The sequence below is a fragment of the Helicobacter ailurogastricus genome, assembly GCF_001282945.1.
GTDB lineage: Bacteria > Campylobacterota > Campylobacteria > Campylobacterales > Helicobacteraceae > Helicobacter > Helicobacter ailurogastricus.
Window position 1 is genome coordinate 279472 of sequence record NZ_CDMG01000009.1, and the last position, 19182, is coordinate 298653.

Annotated in this window: 21 protein-coding genes and 1 pseudogene; 6 read left to right on the forward strand and 16 right to left on the reverse strand. The window is 48.6% G+C overall.

The annotated features are described in order from the left end of the window. Positions 1-158: 158 nt before the first annotated feature. A complete protein-coding gene (locus tag HAL07_RS06705) occupies positions 159-359 on the reverse strand; it encodes a hypothetical protein (protein WP_053945533.1) in 201 nt (66 codons plus the stop codon). A gap of 568 nt (positions 360-927) precedes the next feature. Between HAL07_RS06705 and HAL07_RS07980 the strand changes: the two genes are divergently transcribed. Continuing rightward, entirely contained in the window at positions 928-1089 is a 162-nt protein-coding gene (locus HAL07_RS07980) for a hypothetical protein (protein WP_156295958.1), read from the forward strand. A gap of 404 nt (positions 1090-1493) precedes the next feature. On the opposite strand, the gene HAL07_RS06715 is transcribed toward HAL07_RS07980, so the two are convergent. The 12 genes and pseudogenes from HAL07_RS06715 to HAL07_RS06770 all read right to left on the reverse strand — a co-directional run bounded on the left by HAL07_RS06715 (position 1494) and on the right by HAL07_RS06770 (position 12982). Continuing rightward, on the reverse strand, positions 1494-2081 hold the full coding sequence (locus HAL07_RS06715) for an aldo/keto reductase (RefSeq protein WP_199767027.1): 588 nt from the start codon (positions 2079-2081) through the stop codon (positions 1494-1496). Continuing rightward, on the reverse strand, positions 2078-3061 hold the full coding sequence (locus HAL07_RS06720; protein WP_053945535.1) for an aldo/keto reductase: 984 nt from the start codon (positions 3059-3061) through the stop codon (positions 2078-2080). The genes HAL07_RS06715 and HAL07_RS06720 overlap by 4 nt, the downstream gene beginning before the upstream one ends. A gap of 74 nt (positions 3062-3135) precedes the next feature. Continuing rightward, positions 3136-4125, reverse strand: coding sequence for an alpha/beta hydrolase (locus tag HAL07_RS06725; protein WP_238374504.1), 990 nt, complete (start codon positions 4123-4125; stop codon positions 3136-3138). Between the two features lie 81 nt (positions 4126-4206). Then, the gene (locus HAL07_RS06730) at positions 4207-4449 is read right to left on the reverse strand and encodes a MerR family transcriptional regulator (protein WP_082355925.1); all 243 of its coding nucleotides are present in this window, start codon (positions 4447-4449) and stop codon (positions 4207-4209) included. Beyond that, positions 4421-4612, reverse strand: coding sequence for a MerR family transcriptional regulator (locus HAL07_RS06735; RefSeq protein WP_082355927.1), 192 nt, complete (start codon positions 4610-4612; stop codon positions 4421-4423). The genes HAL07_RS06730 and HAL07_RS06735 overlap by 29 nt, the downstream gene beginning before the upstream one ends. A gap of 18 nt (positions 4613-4630) precedes the next feature. Continuing rightward, a complete protein-coding gene (locus HAL07_RS08460; RefSeq protein WP_082355929.1) occupies positions 4631-5773 on the reverse strand; it encodes a cupin domain-containing carboxymuconolactone decarboxylase family protein in 1143 nt (380 codons plus the stop codon). Positions 5774-5838: 65 nt separating this feature from the next. Next, on the reverse strand, positions 5839-6219 hold the full coding sequence (locus HAL07_RS06745; RefSeq protein ID WP_053945536.1) for an LbetaH domain-containing protein: 381 nt from the start codon (positions 6217-6219) through the stop codon (positions 5839-5841). After that, entirely contained in the window at positions 6216-6728 is a 513-nt protein-coding gene (locus tag HAL07_RS06750) for an NAD(P)H-dependent oxidoreductase (protein WP_053945537.1), read from the reverse strand. The genes HAL07_RS06745 and HAL07_RS06750 overlap by 4 nt, the downstream gene beginning before the upstream one ends. A gap of 10 nt (positions 6729-6738) precedes the next feature. Continuing rightward, positions 6739-7788, reverse strand: coding sequence for an alpha/beta hydrolase (locus HAL07_RS06755; RefSeq protein ID WP_202903493.1), 1050 nt, complete (start codon positions 7786-7788; stop codon positions 6739-6741). Between the two features lie 57 nt (positions 7789-7845). Further along, positions 7846-8202: pseudogene (locus HAL07_RS06760) on the reverse strand (MerR family transcriptional regulator). Positions 8203-8303: 101 nt separating this feature from the next. Next, the gene (locus HAL07_RS06765) at positions 8304-10358 is read right to left on the reverse strand and encodes a hypothetical protein (RefSeq protein ID WP_053945538.1); all 2055 of its coding nucleotides are present in this window, start codon (positions 10356-10358) and stop codon (positions 8304-8306) included. An 8-nt stretch (positions 10359-10366) separates the two neighbouring features. Next, positions 10367-12982, reverse strand: a complete 2616-nt coding sequence (locus HAL07_RS06770) for a phosphoenolpyruvate carboxylase (RefSeq protein ID WP_053945539.1) — start codon at positions 12980-12982, stop codon at positions 10367-10369. A gap of 75 nt (positions 12983-13057) precedes the next feature. On the opposite strand from HAL07_RS06770, the gene ilvC reads away from it, so the two are divergent. From ilvC to HAL07_RS06795, 5 genes are read left to right on the forward strand one after another with little or no spacing between them, the layout of a single operon-like run. Further along, positions 13058-14050 carry a ketol-acid reductoisomerase gene (gene ilvC / locus HAL07_RS06775; RefSeq protein WP_053940778.1) on the forward strand — a complete coding sequence of 331 codons (993 nt, stop codon included), beginning with the start codon at positions 13058-13060 and terminating at the stop codon, positions 14048-14050. A gap of 8 nt (positions 14051-14058) precedes the next feature. Next, positions 14059-14859 carry a septum site-determining protein MinD gene (minD, locus tag HAL07_RS06780; protein ID WP_053940777.1) on the forward strand — a complete coding sequence of 267 codons (801 nt, stop codon included), beginning with the start codon at positions 14059-14061 and terminating at the stop codon, positions 14857-14859. Next, positions 14856-15107: a cell division topological specificity factor MinE gene (gene minE / locus HAL07_RS06785; protein ID WP_053940776.1), complete on the forward strand. Its 252-nt coding sequence runs from the start codon at positions 14856-14858 to the stop codon at positions 15105-15107. Before minD ends, minE begins: the two co-directional genes overlap by 4 nt. A gap of 1 nt (position 15108) precedes the next feature. Further along, complete coding sequence (gene dprA, locus HAL07_RS06790; RefSeq protein WP_053940775.1) at positions 15109-15912, forward strand: DNA-processing protein DprA; 804 nt, start codon at positions 15109-15111, stop codon at positions 15910-15912. After that, the gene (locus HAL07_RS06795) at positions 15909-16301 is read left to right on the forward strand and encodes a RuvX/YqgF family protein (protein WP_053945540.1); all 393 of its coding nucleotides are present in this window, start codon (positions 15909-15911) and stop codon (positions 16299-16301) included. The genes dprA and HAL07_RS06795 overlap by 4 nt, the downstream gene beginning before the upstream one ends. Here HAL07_RS06795 and HAL07_RS06800 read toward each other — a convergent pair. From HAL07_RS06800 to HAL07_RS06810, 3 genes are read right to left on the reverse strand one after another with little or no spacing between them, the layout of a single operon-like run. Continuing rightward, a complete protein-coding gene (locus HAL07_RS06800; protein ID WP_053940773.1) occupies positions 16283-17005 on the reverse strand; it encodes a YebC/PmpR family DNA-binding transcriptional regulator in 723 nt (240 codons plus the stop codon). The genes HAL07_RS06795 and HAL07_RS06800 overlap by 19 nt on opposite strands. Continuing rightward, positions 17005-17985: a porphobilinogen synthase gene (hemB, locus tag HAL07_RS06805; protein ID WP_053940772.1), complete on the reverse strand. Its 981-nt coding sequence runs from the start codon at positions 17983-17985 to the stop codon at positions 17005-17007. Before hemB ends, HAL07_RS06800 begins: the two co-directional genes overlap by 1 nt. Continuing rightward, on the reverse strand, positions 17978-19177 hold the full coding sequence (locus HAL07_RS06810) for an amidophosphoribosyltransferase (RefSeq protein WP_053945541.1): 1200 nt from the start codon (positions 19175-19177) through the stop codon (positions 17978-17980). The genes hemB and HAL07_RS06810 overlap by 8 nt, the downstream gene beginning before the upstream one ends. Positions 19178-19182: the final 5 nt, after the last annotated feature.

The window sequence follows — 19182 nt, forward strand, 5'->3', positions numbered from 1 at the left end:
TGAGGATTAGTTTGTTTTGTGGTTTTTCTTGATTTATTTGAAAACGGCGATTGAAATCCATGATGAGATATTAGGGCTCACTGAGGGCTTAAAGGTTATAATCTAACCAGCATCGGGTATTTAGAGAGTGCCTTAAACCATATCCACCACGATGGGTGTTATCCCACATTCTCGTTGTGTAAATCCAGTGCTGTGCGCTCAAAAAGGCCATCCACCTGCGCTTTTTTGCACTCTTTGGCCCCTTGTAAGCTCATGGGCACTAATTTACCTTCTTTGACCCGCCCGCCCACAGCGTATAAATGCGCCTTGTCTTTGGGGATGGGGACAATGTTTAACATGTGCGGGTTGTATTGGGGCAAAGCGCTTCCATCGAAGATGTCGGCGATGGTGTTGTTCTCAATGAGCGCATGGCTCTTTCTCGGCTAGCATGTGGCGCTTTGTATCTGCTTTAAGGCCTCTTGCTCTTGTGGCTTAGTGTCTCTTCATCCATATAACTCTCCTTTTCAAGTGTGTAAGCGATTTTAAGCCAAAAAGCACAAGCAAACAAGGGTTCAAAGATTGTTAAAGATTGTTAAGGGATTGTTTGCCACAATAGTTTTAGCACTTGTCGCCCCCTTATAGGGGGGGTTAGGTGTTAGTGCAGGGTTTGGGCGAACACGGGCACCGTTGCTAAAACTATCAGCAGACGATGTGGTCTTCTTGTTTGGGGGTCCTGCAGCCAACCCTTCCAAAGTGCGTTGCAAAAAGCGCATTGCATTTTTCCACCAACCCAAACAACAAAGACACCACAAGTGCCAATCCTTGGTTTTAGCCTAATGTGGCTTAAACGCGCGCGCGTTTTTTAACCCTTGCCCCTCTTTTTAATTTTCGCTTTAGTCTGTGTATCTAAACTTTAAAGGCCGTGCATGCCAACACTGCAAGAGAAAGTTGGCTAGAAACATTAAGCCTGCCACGAGTGAGAAGATCGGCAGCTCAATAGCCACGAGCATTGAAGGGGCGGTAAAATACCAACTCATCAAAGAAGCCTTTAGCCATTTAGTCCGTTTAGCCCCTTATATCCCATGGCTACTAGCCTTAATCTATAGTTAAGATTGTGGGCTAAAACCCCGCTAACGCCTCAAGGCATTCTTAAGTGGCGGCGTGGGGTTAATTGACCCTACTTTTTGAGCGGGGCTTCTACCCCTGAATACGCTTACACAAAATCGGGCAAGCGCGCGCCTTAAATGTTGATGGCTACAGGTGGTGTCGATCTCTTGCGTTTCATGAGGGCTTAATGTGAGCGCGCTAGCAGCGGTGTTAACCAGCATGTGGTCTTTGTTTGTTGTGCCGGGGATGGGCACAATGGTGGGCTTTTAGCCAATGGCTTTCTATCGTTCTAAAATCCCCCTTTGCAAAACGGGTATCTTGATCGATCTAGCAGCATCGAATGCTTGCAATGCAGAGCACTCACGGGTAAAGTGGCATGGGTGCGCCTTAAAGTTTGCAAACCCATCTTAAGACAACCCCCAGTGTAAAACCTTGCCTTGTTGCATCAAATCCCCCACAACCCCAGCGACATCCTCAATCGGCACCTCTGGATCGACTCGGTGTTGGTAGAGTAGGTCAATGTAGTCGGTGCGTAGCCGTTTAAGCATATGATGCACGACTACTTTAATGTGTTCGGGTTTGCTGTTGCGACCGGGTCCGCGCTTGCCCGTTTTTTGATCGATGTCAAAACCAAATTTGGTCGCAATCACCACTTTTTTTCTAAAAGGCGCAACGGCTTCGCCTAAAATCCTCTCGGACTCAAACGGACCATAAGCTTCTGCTGTATCAAAGAAAGTTACCCCCTCCTCAAAAGCGCGGCGGATCACAGCGATCATTTCAGGGCGGTAGGGCACAGAAGTGTCGTATTTGCGCCCCATGTTTTGCACGCCAAGCCCCAAACAAGAAACCTCTAACTTGCCTAAAAAACGCTTTTTAGGCGCACTTTTAGGCGCGCCCTGCCCCCTAGCCTCTAGCATGGCAAGAGAGAGTAAAGACCCCCCGATACACGCACTGGCTAACAAGGCACGCCGTTTTGGGTTGTTAGGCTGTTTCATTTGCCGACCTTGTCATTAAGATTTGTCGGGTATCTCTCTCCGACTATGGTGATTTGTTCTAGCTTTTTGTTAAAGTCCTCTAGTTCGCCCGCTTGCCATGGCACGCTTAAAGCCCCGATGTTTTCTACCAAGCGTTCTTCTTTGGTCGTGCCAAATAAAGGGATCACTGCCTTTTGCATGTGTAAAATCCAAGAGATGGCAATTTGGGCGGGTGTGGCGTTTTTGCTCTTGGCAGTGTCTTGCAGCAACTCCACTAAAGCGTAGTTTTGTGCCAAATTCTCAGGGCTAAACTTAGGCACGACACTTCTAAAGTCCTCTTTGGCAAAGGTGGCGTTTTTAGCCATCTTGCCCCCAAAGAAACCTTTAGCTAAAGGCGAAAAACCCACAAAAGTGATGTGATGTGCCTCACAAAAACCCAAAATCTCTTTCTCAGGCGCGCGGTGCCACAATGAGTATTCGCTTTGCAGTGCGCTTAAATGGCAAATTCGGTGTGCTTTTTGTAGGCTGGGTAAGCCCGCTTCACTCATGCCCCACGCCTTGATCTTGCCCTCTTTGATGAGCTCTTGCATGGTGGAAGCGACCTCTTCAATGGGCACTTTTGGGTCGACCCTATGCTGGTAATACAAGTCCAAACACTCCACTCCCAAGCGTTTTAAGCTCCCCTCTAAGGCTTGCTTGATGCGCTTAGGGCTTGAATCTAGGCGTAAGTCCCAACTCCCCTCTTTTTCTTGATAAATGCCAAACTTGCTCGCAATGATCACTTGATCCTTAAAGGGTTTGATCGCCTCGCCTAATAATTCCTCATTGTAAGCCCCGTAGCCTTCAGCCGTGTCAAAAAAGTTCATCCCTAGCTCAAAAGCTTTGTGGATGAGTTTAACCATTTTGTCTTTTTCGTGAATTTGGGCGTAACCAAAACTCATCCCCATACAACCCAAAGCTAGGGGGCTGACTTGAAATGTACCTAATGCTCTATATATCATAAACTCTCCTTGATTTTGAAGGTGCCTGGATTATAAAACCTGACACCTAGTGTTTGTCAAGGGGTTTAGTTAAGTTAATGCAAGGGGGCTAAATGCCACTTCTTTAAAAAGGCAAAGATGGGGGCTAAATTTTTAGGCTCCTCAAAGGCCCGGCCGCCATGCCCCACGCCGGGCAATTGGATATAAACCACCTTATCTTTACCCAACATCTTTTGCAAAGCCTTTGCAAAAAGCACGCTTTGTTCCGTCGGCACGATGGGGTCTTTAGAGCCATTCATAATAAAAAAGGGGGGTGTGTTTTTAGAGATGTAGCTGGTGGGGTTGGCAAACTCCACAAGATAGGGGATTTTAGGGATTGCAACGCCCATGTATCGCGATTCTGCTGAGTCGGGGGCGTTGACGCTGTGTTTTCTGCGTGGTTGTTGCCCGCTTTGTTTGAATTGTGTATCCATCACTTTAAAATCTATGGGGCCATAAAAATCCACAACCGCATTGACTTGGCTTGTTTGTTTGGCATTCCCCATACTTAAATCCTCTAGTTCGGAGTGAAACGCCGTTGTGCCTAGCATAGAAGCCAAATTGCCCCCAGCCGAATCCCCCCACGCGATGATTTTATTTGGATTTAAATGGTATTGCGTGGCGTGGGCTTTAATAAAGCGCACGGCGGCTTTAAGGTCGTAAATCGCCATAGGGAATGTAGCTTCTTTGGAAAGGCGGTAATTTACGCTCACCACCGCATAGCCCAGCTTCAAAGCGTGCATTTGGGGATTAACCTCCCCTGAAGCCTTGTCCCCAAAGGCAAATCCACCCCCGTGGATGGCTAAGATCACAGGGTAGGGGGCTTTGCTCGCTTTAGGTAAATAGATGTCTAGCTTTTGGGCTTGCGATTGTGTGGCGTAGGCAATGTCTAGGTATTTGCGCCCCACATTTTGCGTGTTGAGGGGATGCATTTTGCCCATCAAAGGGGGTGGCATATGATCTAGGGTATTTTGTGTCTTGTCTAGATCTTTTGCAAGGGCAAGCGTGGCTAATGCCATTAACCCAAAAACTTTCAATCGATACATGAAAACTCCAATTTTTCAGCTTTTGCTCCTTAAGGCTTGGCGCATTACTATAGCAAAAGAGCATTTGTCTTTTATTAAGTGTTATTTTGAATCTTTATAAGCGGGGCTTAAGGGGTTTAAAAAGTCTTTTTGCTCCTCAATCATTTGCGTGTAAAGCGTGATTTTATGGGCGATTTTGCGCTCGGCGTGGTGCAGCGTTTCTAGCTGGGCGTGCAAGGCTGTTAATTGCTTTTCTAAAAGGGCTTTGCGTTGTGGTGCGCTTTTTAGCCCTTGTTTGGATAGGTTGATGTAATTTTTAATCTCTGCTAGGGCAGTTGGCTGCACGCAAACACTGCACCCACTCCCATGCGATGTCGCTTTTAGAAAAGTAGCGCACGCCGTTTGAATCGCTTTGCACGAAGGGGAAGAGCCCCTTATCGCACCAAAAGCGGATTTTGCGTGAAGAGATGCCCGTTTGTCTTTCTACTTCTATGATTGTGTATGCCATGTGCTGCCTTTTGGGGTGTTATTCTTTGTGTTGTGCCGTGGTTATATCTAGGGCTTTTAGGGCGTTTAGAGCTTTAGGGTAGCCAATAACAGGGATCAGGGCTGTAACGACACCAATGAGCTTGTGGCGGTTATTTCCCATGTTGATATTGCCCTGTACATGGGCTTTTAGCTGGCTATCAGCTCCGCCTAAAGAGAGCAAATAGACAAAGGTCAGCAACTCTCTAAAGTGTAAATCTAGCCCTTTGCGCGTGTAGTAGTCGCCAAAGCAGTTCGCAGATAAAAATTGATAAATATGCGCCTCATCTTTAGGAGCGTTAGCGTTCATGTGGTCTATCACTTGCCCGAAAATCTCTTTTTGGATCGCCAAACCCCTTTGCGCCCTCTGTGTATGTAAAAGCCCTTTTTGTGAATCTAGGTGAATCCCTCTAGTTTGGAAAACATGGTTTGTGGTTTCTAAGAAGTCTTGCACCCGTGCAAAGCCCACATAGGGAATCGCTTGGTATAAAATTTCTTGAACGGCCACTGGGCGGACTTGATGCTCTAGCGCACTCTCTAGCGCGCCCGCATAAGCGGGCACAGAGCCTAGAGCCACTAGGGATGCTAATAAAATTTGGCTGTATTCGGGCACGCCCAAGCCCGAAGTCTTAAAAGCCTCTTGCATGGCAAAATGGTTGAAGGTGTGATACATGTGCAAGTCGCTCTTTAAAGGGCTATTTGCAAAGGGATTAAAGGCACTCTTGGCAGGCTTTAGGGAGTTTATTGCCTTGTTGTACTCTGTGTCGCTGACTTTTTCTAGCCACTTGACATTTTCTCCATTTTTATCCCCCGTTAGGGCTAAATGCGCCCCGCTTGTATGTGTCCCCGCTCCATGCCAGTGCTTGACTCCCGGCGGACAAGAGATCACATCGCCTCTGTGCGCCACGCTCACTTTTCCATCGGCTGTGCCCGTGTAAATTACGCCCTCTGTAACTAACAAGGTTTGCCCTGCAGGGTGGATGTGCCATGCACTTCTAGCTTTGGGACTAAAATGCACGATCCCCCCGCTAAAATTGCGCCATTGATTCGGTCCAAACAAGATTTGGATACGCACATTTCCGCTGAATTTGTCGCTTGTGCCTTGAAACTCTTGAAACTCCGCTTGTCTATGCACTTCTTGCATGCTCTGTCCTTTGTGCTGCGTGTGCCCCGAGTAGGGCAAGAGAGAAAAATAAATAAGCCAAACCCTTACGCATGCTGCACCTCTATGCGCTTAAGCACTCTAGCCGGATTGCCCCCCACAATGGGAGCGATGAAAACATGATCGCCGATGTCAATCCCTCCCCGATCCATAAAACTACAAGCAGAGTTCATAAAAAAGTGCTTACCAAAGTTGATATTGCGCCCAAAATCCACATAAAGGGGCGGTAAAATCGTGTTTGTGGCATCAAAGGGTCTGCTCGTCAGCTCTCCCATCAAGACGCGTATTTCTTCAGGGCTTAACTCTTGTGTGTTGAGTTTGTGGATGAGTTTTTGGGCGTTGGTGATCACGCCATAAAGCTTAGGAAATTCGGGATCATCCATACTCACCATCTCCCCTCTTAAATCCCGCTCAAAAATATCTCTCACGCCAGCCCCTTAACCCACTCTTGATAGCCTCTAGCTTGGGCTTGTAGGGCGGTGTCGCTCAAGTTGCCGGTGTCGTAGGTTAAAAATGGTGCTGCATACTTGGTGCCGATGAAGTGGCTGATGGCCCTAAAGGGGGTTAAAACACTTTCTAAACTAAATTTGCCTTGAAAATCCCCCTCACGCGCCCCTAAACTAATGGCAAGGGCAAATGTTTTGTCTGCTAAGGCTTTGCCCTTAGAGCCGTAGGCAAAGCCATAAGTCAGCACATCGTCAAAGTATTGCTTGAGTAAGGCAGGGCAAGAATACCAAAACATGGGGAATTGAAACACCAGGCTTTTTGCTTTGATGAGTTTATCCTGCTCGCCTGCTATGTCAATCTTAAAATTAGGGTACTGGGCGTATAAATCGCTGATCTCCACACTTGTAGAGCTTAAAGCTTCTTTGAGAGCTTTATTCACCCGTGATTGGGTACTCAAATTAGGGTGGGCTAAAACAACTAAAATGGACATGTTTAATCCTTTACATGGAGATTTTTTTGGAAAAACTGCGTGATTTTGTCAAAGGGGATGAGATTGGCGCGGTCGTATAAATCCACATGCCCAGCTCCTCATAGTAAAGCTCTTTAGGCTGGGCTGCCTTGGCATAGGCTTTTTGGCTAAACTCCCTAGAGTGTGCCTCATCGCCCGTAATGAATAAAATAGGGCGGGGCGAAATGCTGTCTAAGTCCTCAAAGGGGTAGAAGTTGATGAACTTGACATCGCTAGAGAACTGGGGGCTGGTGTCTAGCTTGGGGTCTTCGCCCTGTGGAGTGTATGCACCCCTCTTGGTGCGGTAAAAGTCGTAAAACTCTTTAGCAATGGGGCTTGAATTTTTGTCAATCTTTGTGGGCGTGCCAACTGTGTAGCGGGTGATTTTATGCGTGCTAAACTCTCTGTAACGCTCACTAGCCGCCTCTTTTAAAAACGCCTCTCGCTCTGCCTTGCTGACAGAATGACGCACCCCATGCCTTATGGCATCGCCCATGTCATACATGCTCACCGTGGTGATGGCTTTAATGCGTGGGTCGATCTTAGCCGCGGCTAGAGCAAAGCCTCCACTCCCACACACCCCGACTACACCGATTTTTTCTGGATCAACAAAGCCTCTAGTCCCTAAATAATCCACCGCTGCACTGAAGTCCTCCACATACATGTCTGGCAAAACAGCGTGGCGGGGCGTGCCCGCACTCTGCCCCCAAAAACTCAAATCAAAGCTTAAGGTAACAAAGCCATTTTCGGCTAACTTCGTAGCGTAAAGCTGGCTTGTCTGCTCTTTCACCGCTCCCATGGGGTGGCCTACAATCAGGGCGGGGTATCTTTTGCCCTTTTGTATCGCCTTGGGGATGAATAATTTCGCCGCCACTTCTAAGCCGTATTGGTTTTTAAAACGCACTTCTTGGACATGCACCTTGGGGCTCACATAAAAGTTGTCCCCTTGTATGTGGCTTGGGGCGTGGCTCGTGCTTTCAAAGGGCTGGGCTTGTGCGCCTAAAGTGAGGGCTGAGGCTAGGATCAAGGATCGCAAAAACATAAAAACTCCTTAAAAGTTTTAGATGCTTGCATTATAAAACCTAACACCTAGTGTTTGTCAAGAGGTCTTTTTAGGATTGCCTTGATAAGTGGGGCTTAAGGGGTTTAAAAAGTCTTTTGTTCCTCAATCATTTGCGTGTAAAGTGCGATTTTATGGGCGATTTTGCGCTCGGCGTGGTGCAGCGTTTCTAGCTGGGCGTGCAAGGCTGTTAATTGCTTTTCTAAAAGGGCTTTGCGTTGTGGNNGCACGCAAACACTGCACCCACTCCACCCAAGCAATATCGCTCTTAGAAAAGTAACGCACGCCGTTTGAATCGCTTTGCACGAAGGGGAAGAGCCCCTTATCGCACCAAAAGCGGATTTTGCGTGAAGGGATGCCCGTTTGTCTTTCTACTTCTATGATGGTGAGTGCCATATTGTCTCCAAATGAGTTTTAGGCAAACATTGTAGCGCAACAAATGGGCTTGTTGGCGTAAAAGCATGTTTTGGTATGCAAGAGATTTAGAGTTTTTAAAACTAGGGGGATGCTTGGGTGCTATTTTCTTCTAGTAAATAATCCCCGCTCTTCACACAAACGATTCTTGTGTTGTGGATGCTTGGGCGCACTTTCTTATTTTTAATCAGCTCTTCGATCTCGTATTCACTGCAAGTGCCTTGCTTGGGGCGGACATGCTTTTCACGCCACTCTAAATATTCTTTGGAGTGCGCCACTTGGCTGTCTAAATACTTCTTCTCATAGACTTCCACAAACTCCATAAATTGGGGGCTTAAATGCAGGTCGTTCTTTTTAATGTCTGTCTTCCTTTCGGCTTTTGTGTCCTCTGTGGTGGTGCTGTATTCTGTGGGGGTGGTTTGTCCCACTTGCGGGGGGCGTTGGTAGGTCTTGGTTGTCTTTGTGGTGGTGGTGGAGTAAGTGCTGGTCCATTCGGTGGTGGTGTTGGGCTCAATGTGCAGGCATTGGCGGGTCTTTGCCTTGTAGCACAGCCTTTCGCTGTAATTTGCCTTGCTTAGTATAAAGGTGTGCATGGTCGTGGTGGGGCCTAGCACTTCAATTTTGGGGGGCAACTCTGTATAGGCTAGAGTGATGCCCGCCCCCTTAGCGCTAGCGCTATCCGCCTTAAAATCGCAGGGGCTGATGTCTAAGTACTGCCCGCTGGTTTTATCCAAAGCGCGCACCACACTAGGGCGTTTGGCCTGTAACTTCTCATCGTCATAAGTCCAAAACCCGCAAGCCACTTCCTGAGGGCCTCCCATGCCTAAATGCGTTTGCACCTCTAATGTGGCTTTGGGATTGGGCTCTAATTTTTTGGCTTCTAGCTCGGGTTTTTCTTGCTCGGGCTGTTTGGCTTTCTTGTCTTGGGGTTGCTCTGTTGGCTCGGGTTGTTTTTCTTTGCTCTCTGTGGATTTTGGGGTTTCTTTGGGAGATTCTATCAGGTCGCTTGGGGTGGGTGTAGGGGCGGCTTTTTGCGTGCTTTGGTTTTGGGGAGTGTTGTTGGTGGGCATGCTTGGGGTTTGGCTTGGGGTGCTTGTTTGGGGATAATTTAGGGGCAAGGGCATGTAACTTGGGTTGTAGGTGGGGCTTGGGTTGTAATGAGGCGCGCTTGTGCCTGAACTTTGGCTTGGGGGGTTGTAGTGTTGGGCTTGTGTGTTTGGGGATTGGTTTTGGTTGTCATGTGGGTTAAAGTTTTGACTTTGTGGGCTGTAATCTTGTGTGCCTGTACTGCGTCTTGTGGTGCGGGGGCTTGCGCTTCTTGTACTGCGTGTGCTCGAGCTTCGCGTTGTCCGCGTGCTTCTCGTGTTGGACCTTGTGGTGCGCTTTGAGCTTGTGCCGCTGCTTCTAACACTTCTTGCCCTTGTGGCGTTTGTAGCTGTTGAGCTAGCCCTAGAAGTGGGGTTAGCACTTCTCTCACGCGTGGTTTTAGCCCTTGAGCTTGGGCTTCTCGTGGAACTTGTGGCACTCCTAGTGCTTCTTGTCCTTGTGGTGCTGGAGCGTGTCCTGCTTTTAGCGGTGGTGGTTTTGGGCGCGTAGGTGCGTTTTTCTAGGTTGATTTTACTCTCTCTTTCTTTGGGGTTTTGGGTTTCTTCCCTCTCGTCTCTTGATTGTAAATACGCGCTTTGCGGGGCTGTGGGGTTTAAAAAGATGGTTTTCTCTTGGGGAGAAAAGCGCACATAATCTTGGTAGGGCAAGCCCAACATTTGCGCCATTTTTTTAGGGCTAGGGTCTTTAAAGTAAATGCGCGTACCCTTGTTGATTTTGCTAGGCAAAAGCGCGCCCAACTCTTGCGTGGCCTTAAGCTGTGTTAAGGTTAAGACGCGCACGGCGGGTTTTAGCTGGGGCGTTGTGCGCCCTTGTATTGCTTGCAACTTCTTAAGCCTCAAGGCCTGCAAGAAAAGTTTATTGCCCTCAAGTCGATAGACTCCTTCTACGATGAGTTGCTTTTGGGCAGTGTTTTTGTAAAAGACAGCCCCGCTAAAGTGCCCGCTTTTTTGCTTTAAGGACAGATCCTGAATGGTCTGGATAGTAAGAGCCTGCAGGCAAGCCACAGATAAGAGCCATAAAAACCAAACCATAGCCCGCCCTAACCCGTGTTGCGCAAGCCTTGCGCAATGCCTATGAGCGTGCTTTGGATGGCTAATTTGATTTGGTCTTTGGGGTTGTGTTTAAAGACTTTAATCAACTCAATTTGCAGGCAATTTAGGGCGTTGGTGTAGGGCGTTCTAAATAAAATCCCCTCTCTTACCAAGTCCTCTTTTTCTAGCAGGGCGTTTTCTTGGCGGATTTGCAAAATGCGCTCTAGACTCGTGTGAAACTCGCTTTCAATGTGCGTCCAAATGTTTTTTGCATTAGGCACGTTGCTAGCGAAGGCGTGGTATTGTTTAGCGATGTCTAAATCCACTTTTAACAGCACTTGGGCGATGTTATCCACCACCACTTTAAAAAACCCACCCTCGTTGTAGCACGCCTGCAAGTCCTTTAAATCCACGCTTTTAAGCGCGCTACCCACACCATACCATGCGGGTAAAATGCTGCGATTTTGCGTCCAAGCAAAGACCCACGGGATTGCCCGCAAATCTTCTAGTTGTGTACTTTCCCTGCGTTTTGCGGGGCGTGAGCCAAGGTTGAGTTCTTGGATAAAGGCGATGGGGGTGGCTTGCTTAAAATACTCTAAAAAGCCTTGCATGGTGTAGAGCTGCCGGTAGGTTTGGTAAGAAATGGCTGAGAGGTGTTGCATCAAGGCTTGGGTGCTTGGGTTGATCGGGTTTTTAGAAACGCCCTTTTCATCGTAGAGCGATTTTTTCAGCAACGCCCCCATGATGCTTGAGAGGTTGTTTAAGGCACTTGTGTTGTTTAAATACCTTGTGCTGATCATCTCGCCTTGTTCGGTGAGCTTTAAAGTGCTTTGTGCGCTAAAAAGCGGGGCGTTTAGCAACGCGTCTTCTAAGCTCCCCCCGCCCCGACTGACACTCCCGCCCCGCCCGTGAAACAAGATAAATTCTATGCCTAGCTCTTGCCCCAAAGCGACCAATTGTCCAATCGCTGTGTGTAGGTTGTAATTGCTCGCAAAAATCCCCCCATCCTTGCTTGAATCTGAGTAGCCGACCATGATCTCTTGGGTGTTTTGCATGCCCTGTAGATAGGCTTTGTAGTGGGGGTTGCCGTGCAAGGCTTTTAAGATTGTGGGGGCGTGGTTTAAATCTTCAATGGTTTCAAACAGCGGGGTGATGTAAAGGTCTTTTTCTAGCCCCACTTGCTTAACCAGCCACAGCACGGCAAGTAAGTCGCTTGCCTGTGTTGTCATGGAGACAATGACGCTTGAAAAGGCTTGTTTGGCAATCTTGCTTTGCGCCCACAGCATGGTCAAAAAGCCCTCAAGCAACCGCTTACACTCCAAACTCACTTGATCGAGCAAGGACCAAAAGGACACAGGCTCTAACTCTAGGGCGTGGTTTAGGGCCTCTAGTTTTTGCGCTTCAGGCAAGGCGTAAAAATCTTGCGCCAAAGAGAGCAGAGAAAAGACTTCGCTTAAGGCATTGACAAACACCGCTCTATGTTCTCTAAAATCTAGGCTCAAAAGATGAAAGCCTGCGAGCAAAACGAGGTGCTTAAAGCGCAACATTGAGCTTTGCAAACTCGGATCTAAATTTTCTAAAAGCAAGTCTATGTCGGCGACAAGCTCGCTGGCGTTTTGGTAGCTAAAGCCAATGGGGGTGGGCGAATTTAGAGCGATGAGGCGGTTTCTTAGCTTGGTCTGCATTAAAAGCAACTTTGCCCTAAAGGGCTCTTTAGGGTGCAATCTTGCGCTCGTGGGGTCTAGTTTATGATAAGAGGCTTTTAAATCGGCCTGCAAACCCTCAGAAATAGGGCAAAAATCCACAGAAATGGAGAGCTCTCGGCGCAACTTGTCTAGCTCTTTTAAGTACAAATCGATGATGAATTTATGTTGGATGCACACGACTTGGCGCAACAAGTCATTGGTGACCATTGGGTTGCCATCTCGATCCCCGCCTATCCAACTGCCTAACCTCAAGGGGGCGTGGGTGATGGGCTCTTGAAACTCGGTTTGGATTTGTTGGCACAGGTCTAAACAGCTGGGTAAAAACGAATTTTCTAGAATATAAAGCAAATTGTCTAGCTCAAACAAGACTTCTAGTTTTTCTTGGCGCACGAGGTGGCTTTTGTAAAGCAAGCGCAACCGATAACCCAACCTCTCTTTGGCTTTTTTCATGGCTAGGGGGTTGCAGGGGTGATCGAAAATGGCTGCAAGGTCGCTATACATTTCTTGGATGGCTTCTAAAAAAGTGCGGCGCATGGATTGCGTGGGGTGGGCGGTAAAAACTGGGTAAAAGCTAAGATGTTTCAACTTGTCGCTCAAATCTTTTGGGCTAAAACCCGCTTGGCTTAAATCGTGGTGGGCTTTGGCTAGCCCAATTGTGGGGGGTTGTTTGTTTTTGCAACGCTCTTCAACGAGGTTGGCTAGGATGTGGTAGAGAGAAAAGGCTTTAATCACTTCTAAAATTTGATCGGATGCGATGGTGGCTTGCAACTCTTTGGCTAGGCTTTTGGGCGTGGCTTTGTTGTGAAACAACGCCTTTAGGGCGACAAAATAGCCCGTGCTCTTGGGGCTAAACTCTTGCAAAATCTCTAAGAGCAAGGCTTGCAAGAAATCCAATTCAACCTGTATGTTCTGTTGCACGCGTACTCCTAAAAACAAAGCTTAAGTTGTTTTTGTCTAAAATAGACGCTTATTATAAACAAAAAAGGGTAATTTATGGGGAGCTTACCCATTTACACCGACAAAAAGGGCAATTTAGAAACGCTTTTGAGTCAGAAGGTCGCCATTTTGGGCTATGGAGCGCACGGGCGCGCGCACGCGCTCAATTTAAGAGATAGCGGCGTGGCCGTGCAAATCGGGCTATATGCGGGCAGTCCTAGCGCAGCGGTGGCGCAAAAGGACGGCTTTGGGGTTTTTAGCCTCAAACAATGCGTGCAAGATTGCGCCGTTTTGGCTTTGCTCTTGCCCGATGAAATCCACGGCGACATCTATAAACAAGAGATCGCCCCCCACATCAAGCCCGGACAAACTTTGATTTTTGCGCATGGGTTTAGCGTGTGCTTTGGCCAAGTGAGTGCCCCTGAGGGCGTGGGGTTGGTTTTGGTGTCGCCCAAAAGCACGGGCTACGCCTTGAGGGAAAACTACAAAGAGGGGCGCGGGGTCTTTGCTCTAATGGGCGTAGAGCAAGACAACAGCCACAAAAATGCTAAAGAAATCGCTTTGAGTTATGCCTGCGCTTTGGGCTGTGGGCGGGTGGGGATTTTAGAAACCACCTTTAAGGATGAGACCCATTGCGACCTTTTTGGCGAGCAGGCGGTGTTGTGTGGGGGGGTTGAAAGCCTTTTAACCCACGCTTTTAACACTTTGGTAGAAGCGGGCTATCCTAAAGAAGTCGCCTATTTTGAGTGTGTGCAGGAGCTCAAAGTGATTGCAGACTTGATCTATACTAAGGGGCTTGTGGGGATGCTAGAGCACATCTCAAACACGGCCGAGTATGGAGGGCTAGAGAGCGGGGATGAGATCATCGACCCTGCCATTAAAGAGCGCATGCAAGGGGTGTTAAACAAAATCCAAGACGGCTCGTTTGCTAGGCGGTTTTTAGAAGAGAAAGAGCAGGGCTACCCTAAAATCCATCAAAACCGCCAAGCTGTAAGGGCCCGTCTCTTAGAGCAAACGGGGGCGCACTTGCGCCAGTATTTGTTTAGATAGGGGCGCTTGTGGTCATCACCATCACTTCAGGCAAGGGCGGGGTGGGTAAAAGCACCTCCACAGCGAATTTAGCCATTGGATTAGCACAGCAAAATAAAAAAGTCGTGGCGATTGACTTTGACATAGGCTTACGCAATTTAGACATGATTTTGGGCTTAGAAAACCGCATTGTTTATGATGTCGTGGATGTCATGGAGGGCAGTTGCAAATTGCCCCAAGCTTTGATCAATGACAAGAGAAACAAGGACCTTTACTTTTTGCCCGCCTCGCAAAGCAAGGATAAAAATATCCTAGAAAAGTCCAAGGTACAGGCGTTGATCGCAGAGCTTAGGGCGCAGTTTGATTATGTACTGATCGATTCGCCCGCTGGGATTGAAAGCGGGTTTGAGCACGCCATGCTCTTTGCCGATCGGGCGATCGTGGTTGTTACGCCTGAAGTGAGCAGTGTCCGCGATAGCGATCGGGTCATAGGCATTATGGATGCTAAGAGTCAAAAGGTCAAGGAAGGGCAGGAGATGGAGAAGCATATCTTAATCAACCGCATTAAGCCCGAGTTGGTCGAGAAGCAGGAGATGCTCTCTAACGAGGATGTGCTTAAAATCTTGGCTTTGCCCTTGATCGGGCTTGTGCCTGAAGACCCCAAGATTGTTTCTGCTACAAACACGGGTGAGCCCATCATTTACACCCAAAGCCCGAGCGCACTGGCTTTCCAAAGGATCACTAAGCGCATTTTGGGGCAAGATGTCCCCTTCCCTGAGTTTAAGGCAAAGCGGGGGTTCGTGGGGGCTTTAAGGGGCTTGTTTGCATGACTTCTTTACTTGGCAAATGGTTAAAAGGCACAAGTAGCGCGCACATTGCCAAAGACCGCTTAAAGCTTGTGCTGGCTTATGAGCGTAGCGTGCGCCTGCCTTACATCGAAGAGATGAAAAAAGAGATTTTAGCGGTGGTGCAAAAATACACCCAAACGAGTAAAATCGATGTGCGGACAAACTCTAACCACGACATAGACACGCTAGAAGTTGAAATCGTGCTTGAAAAGCAAGCACCCACTTCTTAAAATGTTGAGCTCCTTTGCGCCCAAACCTCTAGACTTCTTGCCCTTAAGCTTCAAGGCTCTAAAAAAACCCCCTAAGTTTTTGCACTATGTGGGGGAGCTAAAGCACCTACAAGCCCCCTTAAAAGTAGCGATTGTAGGCACAAGAAAGCCCAGCACCTACACCCAGCAGACGACCGCTGCGCTGGCTAGAGAGCTTGTCAAAATCGGGGCGGTGGTGGCAAGTGGAGGGGCTTTGGGCGTGGATATCATTGCGCAAAAAAACGCCTTGCCCGCCACGATCATGTTTGCCCCCTGCGCGCTGACGCGCATTTATCCACCCAGCAACGCTCAAACCATCGCCCAAATCGCTAAAGAGGGGTTAATTTTAAGCGAATACGACAAAGATTTTCAGCCCCACGGCTACACTTTTTTAGAGCGCAACCGCTTAGTGATCGCCTTTAGCGACCTTGTCATCATCCCCGAGGCGCAGGAAAACAGCGGGTCAATGGCGAGCGCAAGATTAGCCACAGAGTTGCGAAAGCCTTTATTCGTCTTGCCCCAAAGACTCTTTGAAAGCCCGGGCACAAACGCTTTATTGGCCGGTGGCTTTGCCACCGCCATTTATGACATTGCTGCCTTTGTGGGGGGCTTGGCTAGGGATTTTGGCCTAAATGCCCCGGCCCCTAACGCGCAAGAGGGCTTTTTAGAATTTTGCCAAAAGGGGCCAAGCTTTGAAGAAGCTTATGCGGTGTTTGGGGATTTACTGCTCGAGCAAGAGCTCTTAGGCGTGGTGAAAAGAGAAAATGGGCGGGTGGTGGTGCTGTGATCATCGCTTGCGACATCGGGCTAAAGCGCATCGGCTTGGCTATGGGTGTGCAAGGCATCGTCTTGCCCTTAGAGCCTATTTTGCGCCACAGCCGCAAACAGGCCAGTCAAGAGTTGCAAGCCCTGCTAGATGAGAAAAAGCCCAGTTGCCTTGTGGTGGGGTTGCCCTCAGAAAACTACACGGATACACGCAAGCGCGTTTTGCACTTTGTGGGCTTGTTAGACTTTGCCCCCATTGTGTTTATTAATGAGTGCAACACGAGCGCTGAGGCTCTAGGGTACACCCACCATTTAAAGGCGCAAAAACGCCAAAACGCTAGAAAAGATGGCAAGCTAGACAGCCTAGCTGCTTGTGAAATCTTAAAACGCTATCAAGAAATGTTGGTGTAAAGGGCGATGACATCGTCATCCTCTTCGATTCTATCTAGGAGTTTTTCGCTCTCGGCTAAAGCTTCGGGGCTTAAAGTGATGGGGGCATTGGCGATGCGCTGTAAGCTCGCCTTTTGCACCGGGATTTTCAAGGTCTCAAAGCCCTCGTGCAACTCCTTAAAGCTCGTGTAATCGCCCAAAGCGATCACTAAATCCTCTATCACTTCTAAGCTCTCTAAGCCATAGTCGATCAAAGCCAACTCCATATCCTCTAGGCTCAAGCCTAAAGTTTCAAGGCTAGAAAGCGGGCACTCAAAGACGCTTTTTTTAGAAAACATAAATTCTAAAGAGCCGTTATTGACAATGCTAGCCCCCGGGGTTTTGTTGAAGTAACTTTTTAAATTGGCGATGGTGCGGGTGGGGTTGTCTGTCATGCACTCGATGAAAAGCAAGACTCCGTGGTTTGCCTTGCCCTCATAGCTCACCTCCACTAATTGCCCCTCTTTGCTATTTGCCCTTTTAATCGCCGCCTCTATGTTGTCCTTTGGCATGTTTTGCGCTTTGGCGTTTAAAATGGCGGTGCGTAATTTGGCGTTGCTGGCTGGATCTCCCCCGCCCTCTTTGGCCGCTAAAGTGATCGCCTTAGCCAATTTGGGAAAAACCTTACTCATTTTGTCCCATCTTTTTTCTTTGGCCGCCCGTCTGTATTCAAAAGCCCGTCCCATTAAAATCCTTTCTGCAAGAGTTGCGCCACTTCTTTAGCGTGGTAGCTGATAATCATGTCCGCTCCCGAGCGCTTAAAAGCGGTCATGGTTTCTAAAAGTAGATGATTGTAATCCATAAGATTGTGCGCTTGGGCTAGTTTAAACATGGAATACTCCCCGCTCACATTGTAAAGTGCAAGGGGCAAGAGTGTGCGCTCTTTAATGTCGCGCACAATGTCTAGATAAGCCAAAGCGGGTTTTACCATTAAAATATCCGCCCCCTGCGCTTCATCTTCTAAACTCTCTAAAATCGCCTCATAGCGGTTAGAAAAGTCCATTTGGTAGGATTTGCGATCGCCAAAACTGGGGGCAGAGTTGGCCGCCTCTCTAAAGGGGCCGTAGTAACTGCTGGCAAACTTAGTTGAGTAGCTCATAATAGGGGTTTGGCTAAAGCCGTTTTGATCTAGGGCTTGGCGTAAGGTGCTCACCATACCATCTAGCATGGCACTGGGCGCGATCACATCCACCCCACTTTGGACTAAAATCACCGCTTGTTTGGCTAGGATTTCTAGCGTGGCATCGTTGTCTAACTCAAAAGTTTTGCCCTTGTTTTTTAAAATCCCACAATGCCCGTGGTCGGTGTATTCACAAAAACACAAATCCGCAATCACGCACAAATCGGGGAAGTTTTCTTTAATCGCTTTTGTGGCGGTGGCTACGGGGTGATCCTCTCTTAGCGCGCTCGAGCCTGTCGCGTCCTTGTGTGCGGGCAAGCCAAAGAGCAAAACCGCTTGAATCCCCACTTCTTGCAACAGGGCGCACTCTTTTAATAAATCTTGTAAATCCATTTGAAAAACCCCGGGCATGGAAGCGATGGGTGCGCTCTTGCCCTCTTGGAGCACAAAGAGCGGGGCGATGAAGTCGGCACAACTTAGGCGGGTTTGGCGCACTAAATGACGCAAGGTGGGGGTGGTCCTTAGGCGGCGGAATCGTTTAAACATGGCTGTCCTTATTTTTTGGAATCAAACAATCTTGGCAAAAAGGGGCATTGATGGCGGCCTTTAGGGCGTTTAAAGACAAAAAGCCCACACTATCCGCCCCGATATATGCGGCCTCGCCCCCTTGCGCGCTCAACAATTCGTTTTTGGCGGGGATGTCAATGCCCCACAAACAGGGAGATAGAATGGGCGCAGCGCTGAGGAGCAAATAGACACGGCCAGCGCCCGCCTCTTTTAGCATTTGCACCACGACCTTGCTCGTGGTCCCCCTCACAAGCGAGTCGTCTATCAAAATAATGTCCTTACCTTTTAAGTCCTCTTGGACAAGGCTGAATTTTTGGCGAGCTTTGCGCTCTCTGCTCTCTTGTGTGCTCTCTATGAAGGAGCGCCCCACATAGGGATTAAGGCTTATTAGGGGGGCAAAGTCTAAACCTAGCTCTTTGGCATAAGCAAGAGCGGCCAGTGTCCCGCTGTTGGGGATAGGCACGACAAAATCCGCTTGTAAGGGGTGTTCTTGGGCTAGAGCTTGCCCGAGTTTGGTGCGCATGGCATAGACGCTTTGGCCAAACACGACACTGCTAGGGTGGCTGAAATAAATGGCTTCAAACACACAGGGGCGGGGCGTGGGCCGGGCTAAAAGCATTGCGCCCGTCTTTGTATAAAGTGTAGCGGGTGGGATTTCTTGGATGTCTGTAACGCCCAAGGCTTGCAAGGTGTAAGTTTCGCTAGCCAAAGCAAACCCACTCCTTAAAGCCCCCACAAATAGGGGGCGATAGCCAAAGGGGTCGCGCACGGCGATTAAGCGATTGGGGGTTAAAAGCAAAAACGCATAAGCCCCTTTTAGCGTGGGGGTAATTTCTTTTAATTTAGCTTCTAGGCTCGTTGCTTGGGCGCGATCTAAAGCTTTGGCGATGAATTTGGCGGGGGTTGTGCTATGGTGTAAATTACCGCAAAAGGCGATGGCTAGGTGGTTGTTAGCGTAAAAATCGTGGTGCGCGCCCAGCACTTGCCCAAGTGCGTGGGGGGCAGGGGTGAAAAAATCTTTAGGGGCGCAACTTAACAGCCCGCAAGATCGCTTAAATTCTAGTTTGGTATGGGCTGTGGCTAAAGCGATGCCTTCTTGGGCGCGGTGCTGTAAAGAGAGCAAAGCTTGGTGAGCTAAAGCGGGAGTGGCGCACGCAAAAAGTCCAAACATGGGTT

Excerpts from the sequence above, each read along its gene's own strand:
- HAL07_RS06715 (WP_199767027.1), bottom strand. The coding sequence starts at position 2,081 with ATGAAACAGCCTAACAACCCAAAACGGCGTGCCTTGTTAGCCAGTGCG.
- HAL07_RS06720 (WP_053945535.1), bottom strand. The coding sequence starts at position 3,061 with ATGATATATAGAGCATTAGGTACATTTCAAGTCAGCCCCCTAGCTTTG.
- HAL07_RS06725 (WP_238374504.1), bottom strand. The coding sequence starts at position 4,125 with ATGTATCGATTGAAAGTTTTTGGGTTAATGGCATTAGCCACGCTTGCC.
- HAL07_RS06735 (WP_082355927.1), bottom strand. The coding sequence starts at position 4,612 with ATGGCATACACAATCATAGAAGTAGAAAGACAAACGGGCATCTCTTCA.
- HAL07_RS08460 (WP_082355929.1), bottom strand. The coding sequence starts at position 5,773 with ATGCAAGAAGTGCATAGACAAGCGGAGTTTCAAGAGTTTCAAGGCACA.
- HAL07_RS06750 (WP_053945537.1), bottom strand. The coding sequence starts at position 6,728 with ATGTCCATTTTAGTTGTTTTAGCCCACCCTAATTTGAGTACCCAATCA.
- HAL07_RS06755 (WP_202903493.1), bottom strand. The coding sequence starts at position 7,788 with ATGTTTTTGCGATCCTTGATCCTAGCCTCAGCCCTCACTTTAGGCGCA.
- HAL07_RS06765 (WP_053945538.1), bottom strand. The coding sequence starts at position 10,358 with ATGGTTTGGTTTTTATGGCTCTTATCTGTGGCTTGCCTGCAGGCTCTT.
- ilvC (WP_053940778.1), top strand. The coding sequence starts at position 13,058 with ATGGGGAGCTTACCCATTTACACCGACAAAAAGGGCAATTTAGAAACG.
- minE (WP_053940776.1), top strand. The coding sequence starts at position 14,856 with ATGACTTCTTTACTTGGCAAATGGTTAAAAGGCACAAGTAGCGCGCAC.
- dprA (WP_053940775.1), top strand. The coding sequence starts at position 15,109 with ATGTTGAGCTCCTTTGCGCCCAAACCTCTAGACTTCTTGCCCTTAAGC.
- HAL07_RS06800 (WP_053940773.1), bottom strand. The coding sequence starts at position 17,005 with ATGGGACGGGCTTTTGAATACAGACGGGCGGCCAAAGAAAAAAGATGG.
- hemB (WP_053940772.1), bottom strand. The coding sequence starts at position 17,985 with ATGTTTAAACGATTCCGCCGCCTAAGGACCACCCCCACCTTGCGTCAT.
- HAL07_RS06810 (WP_053945541.1), bottom strand. The coding sequence starts at position 19,177 with ATGTTTGGACTTTTTGCGTGCGCCACTCCCGCTTTAGCTCACCAAGCT.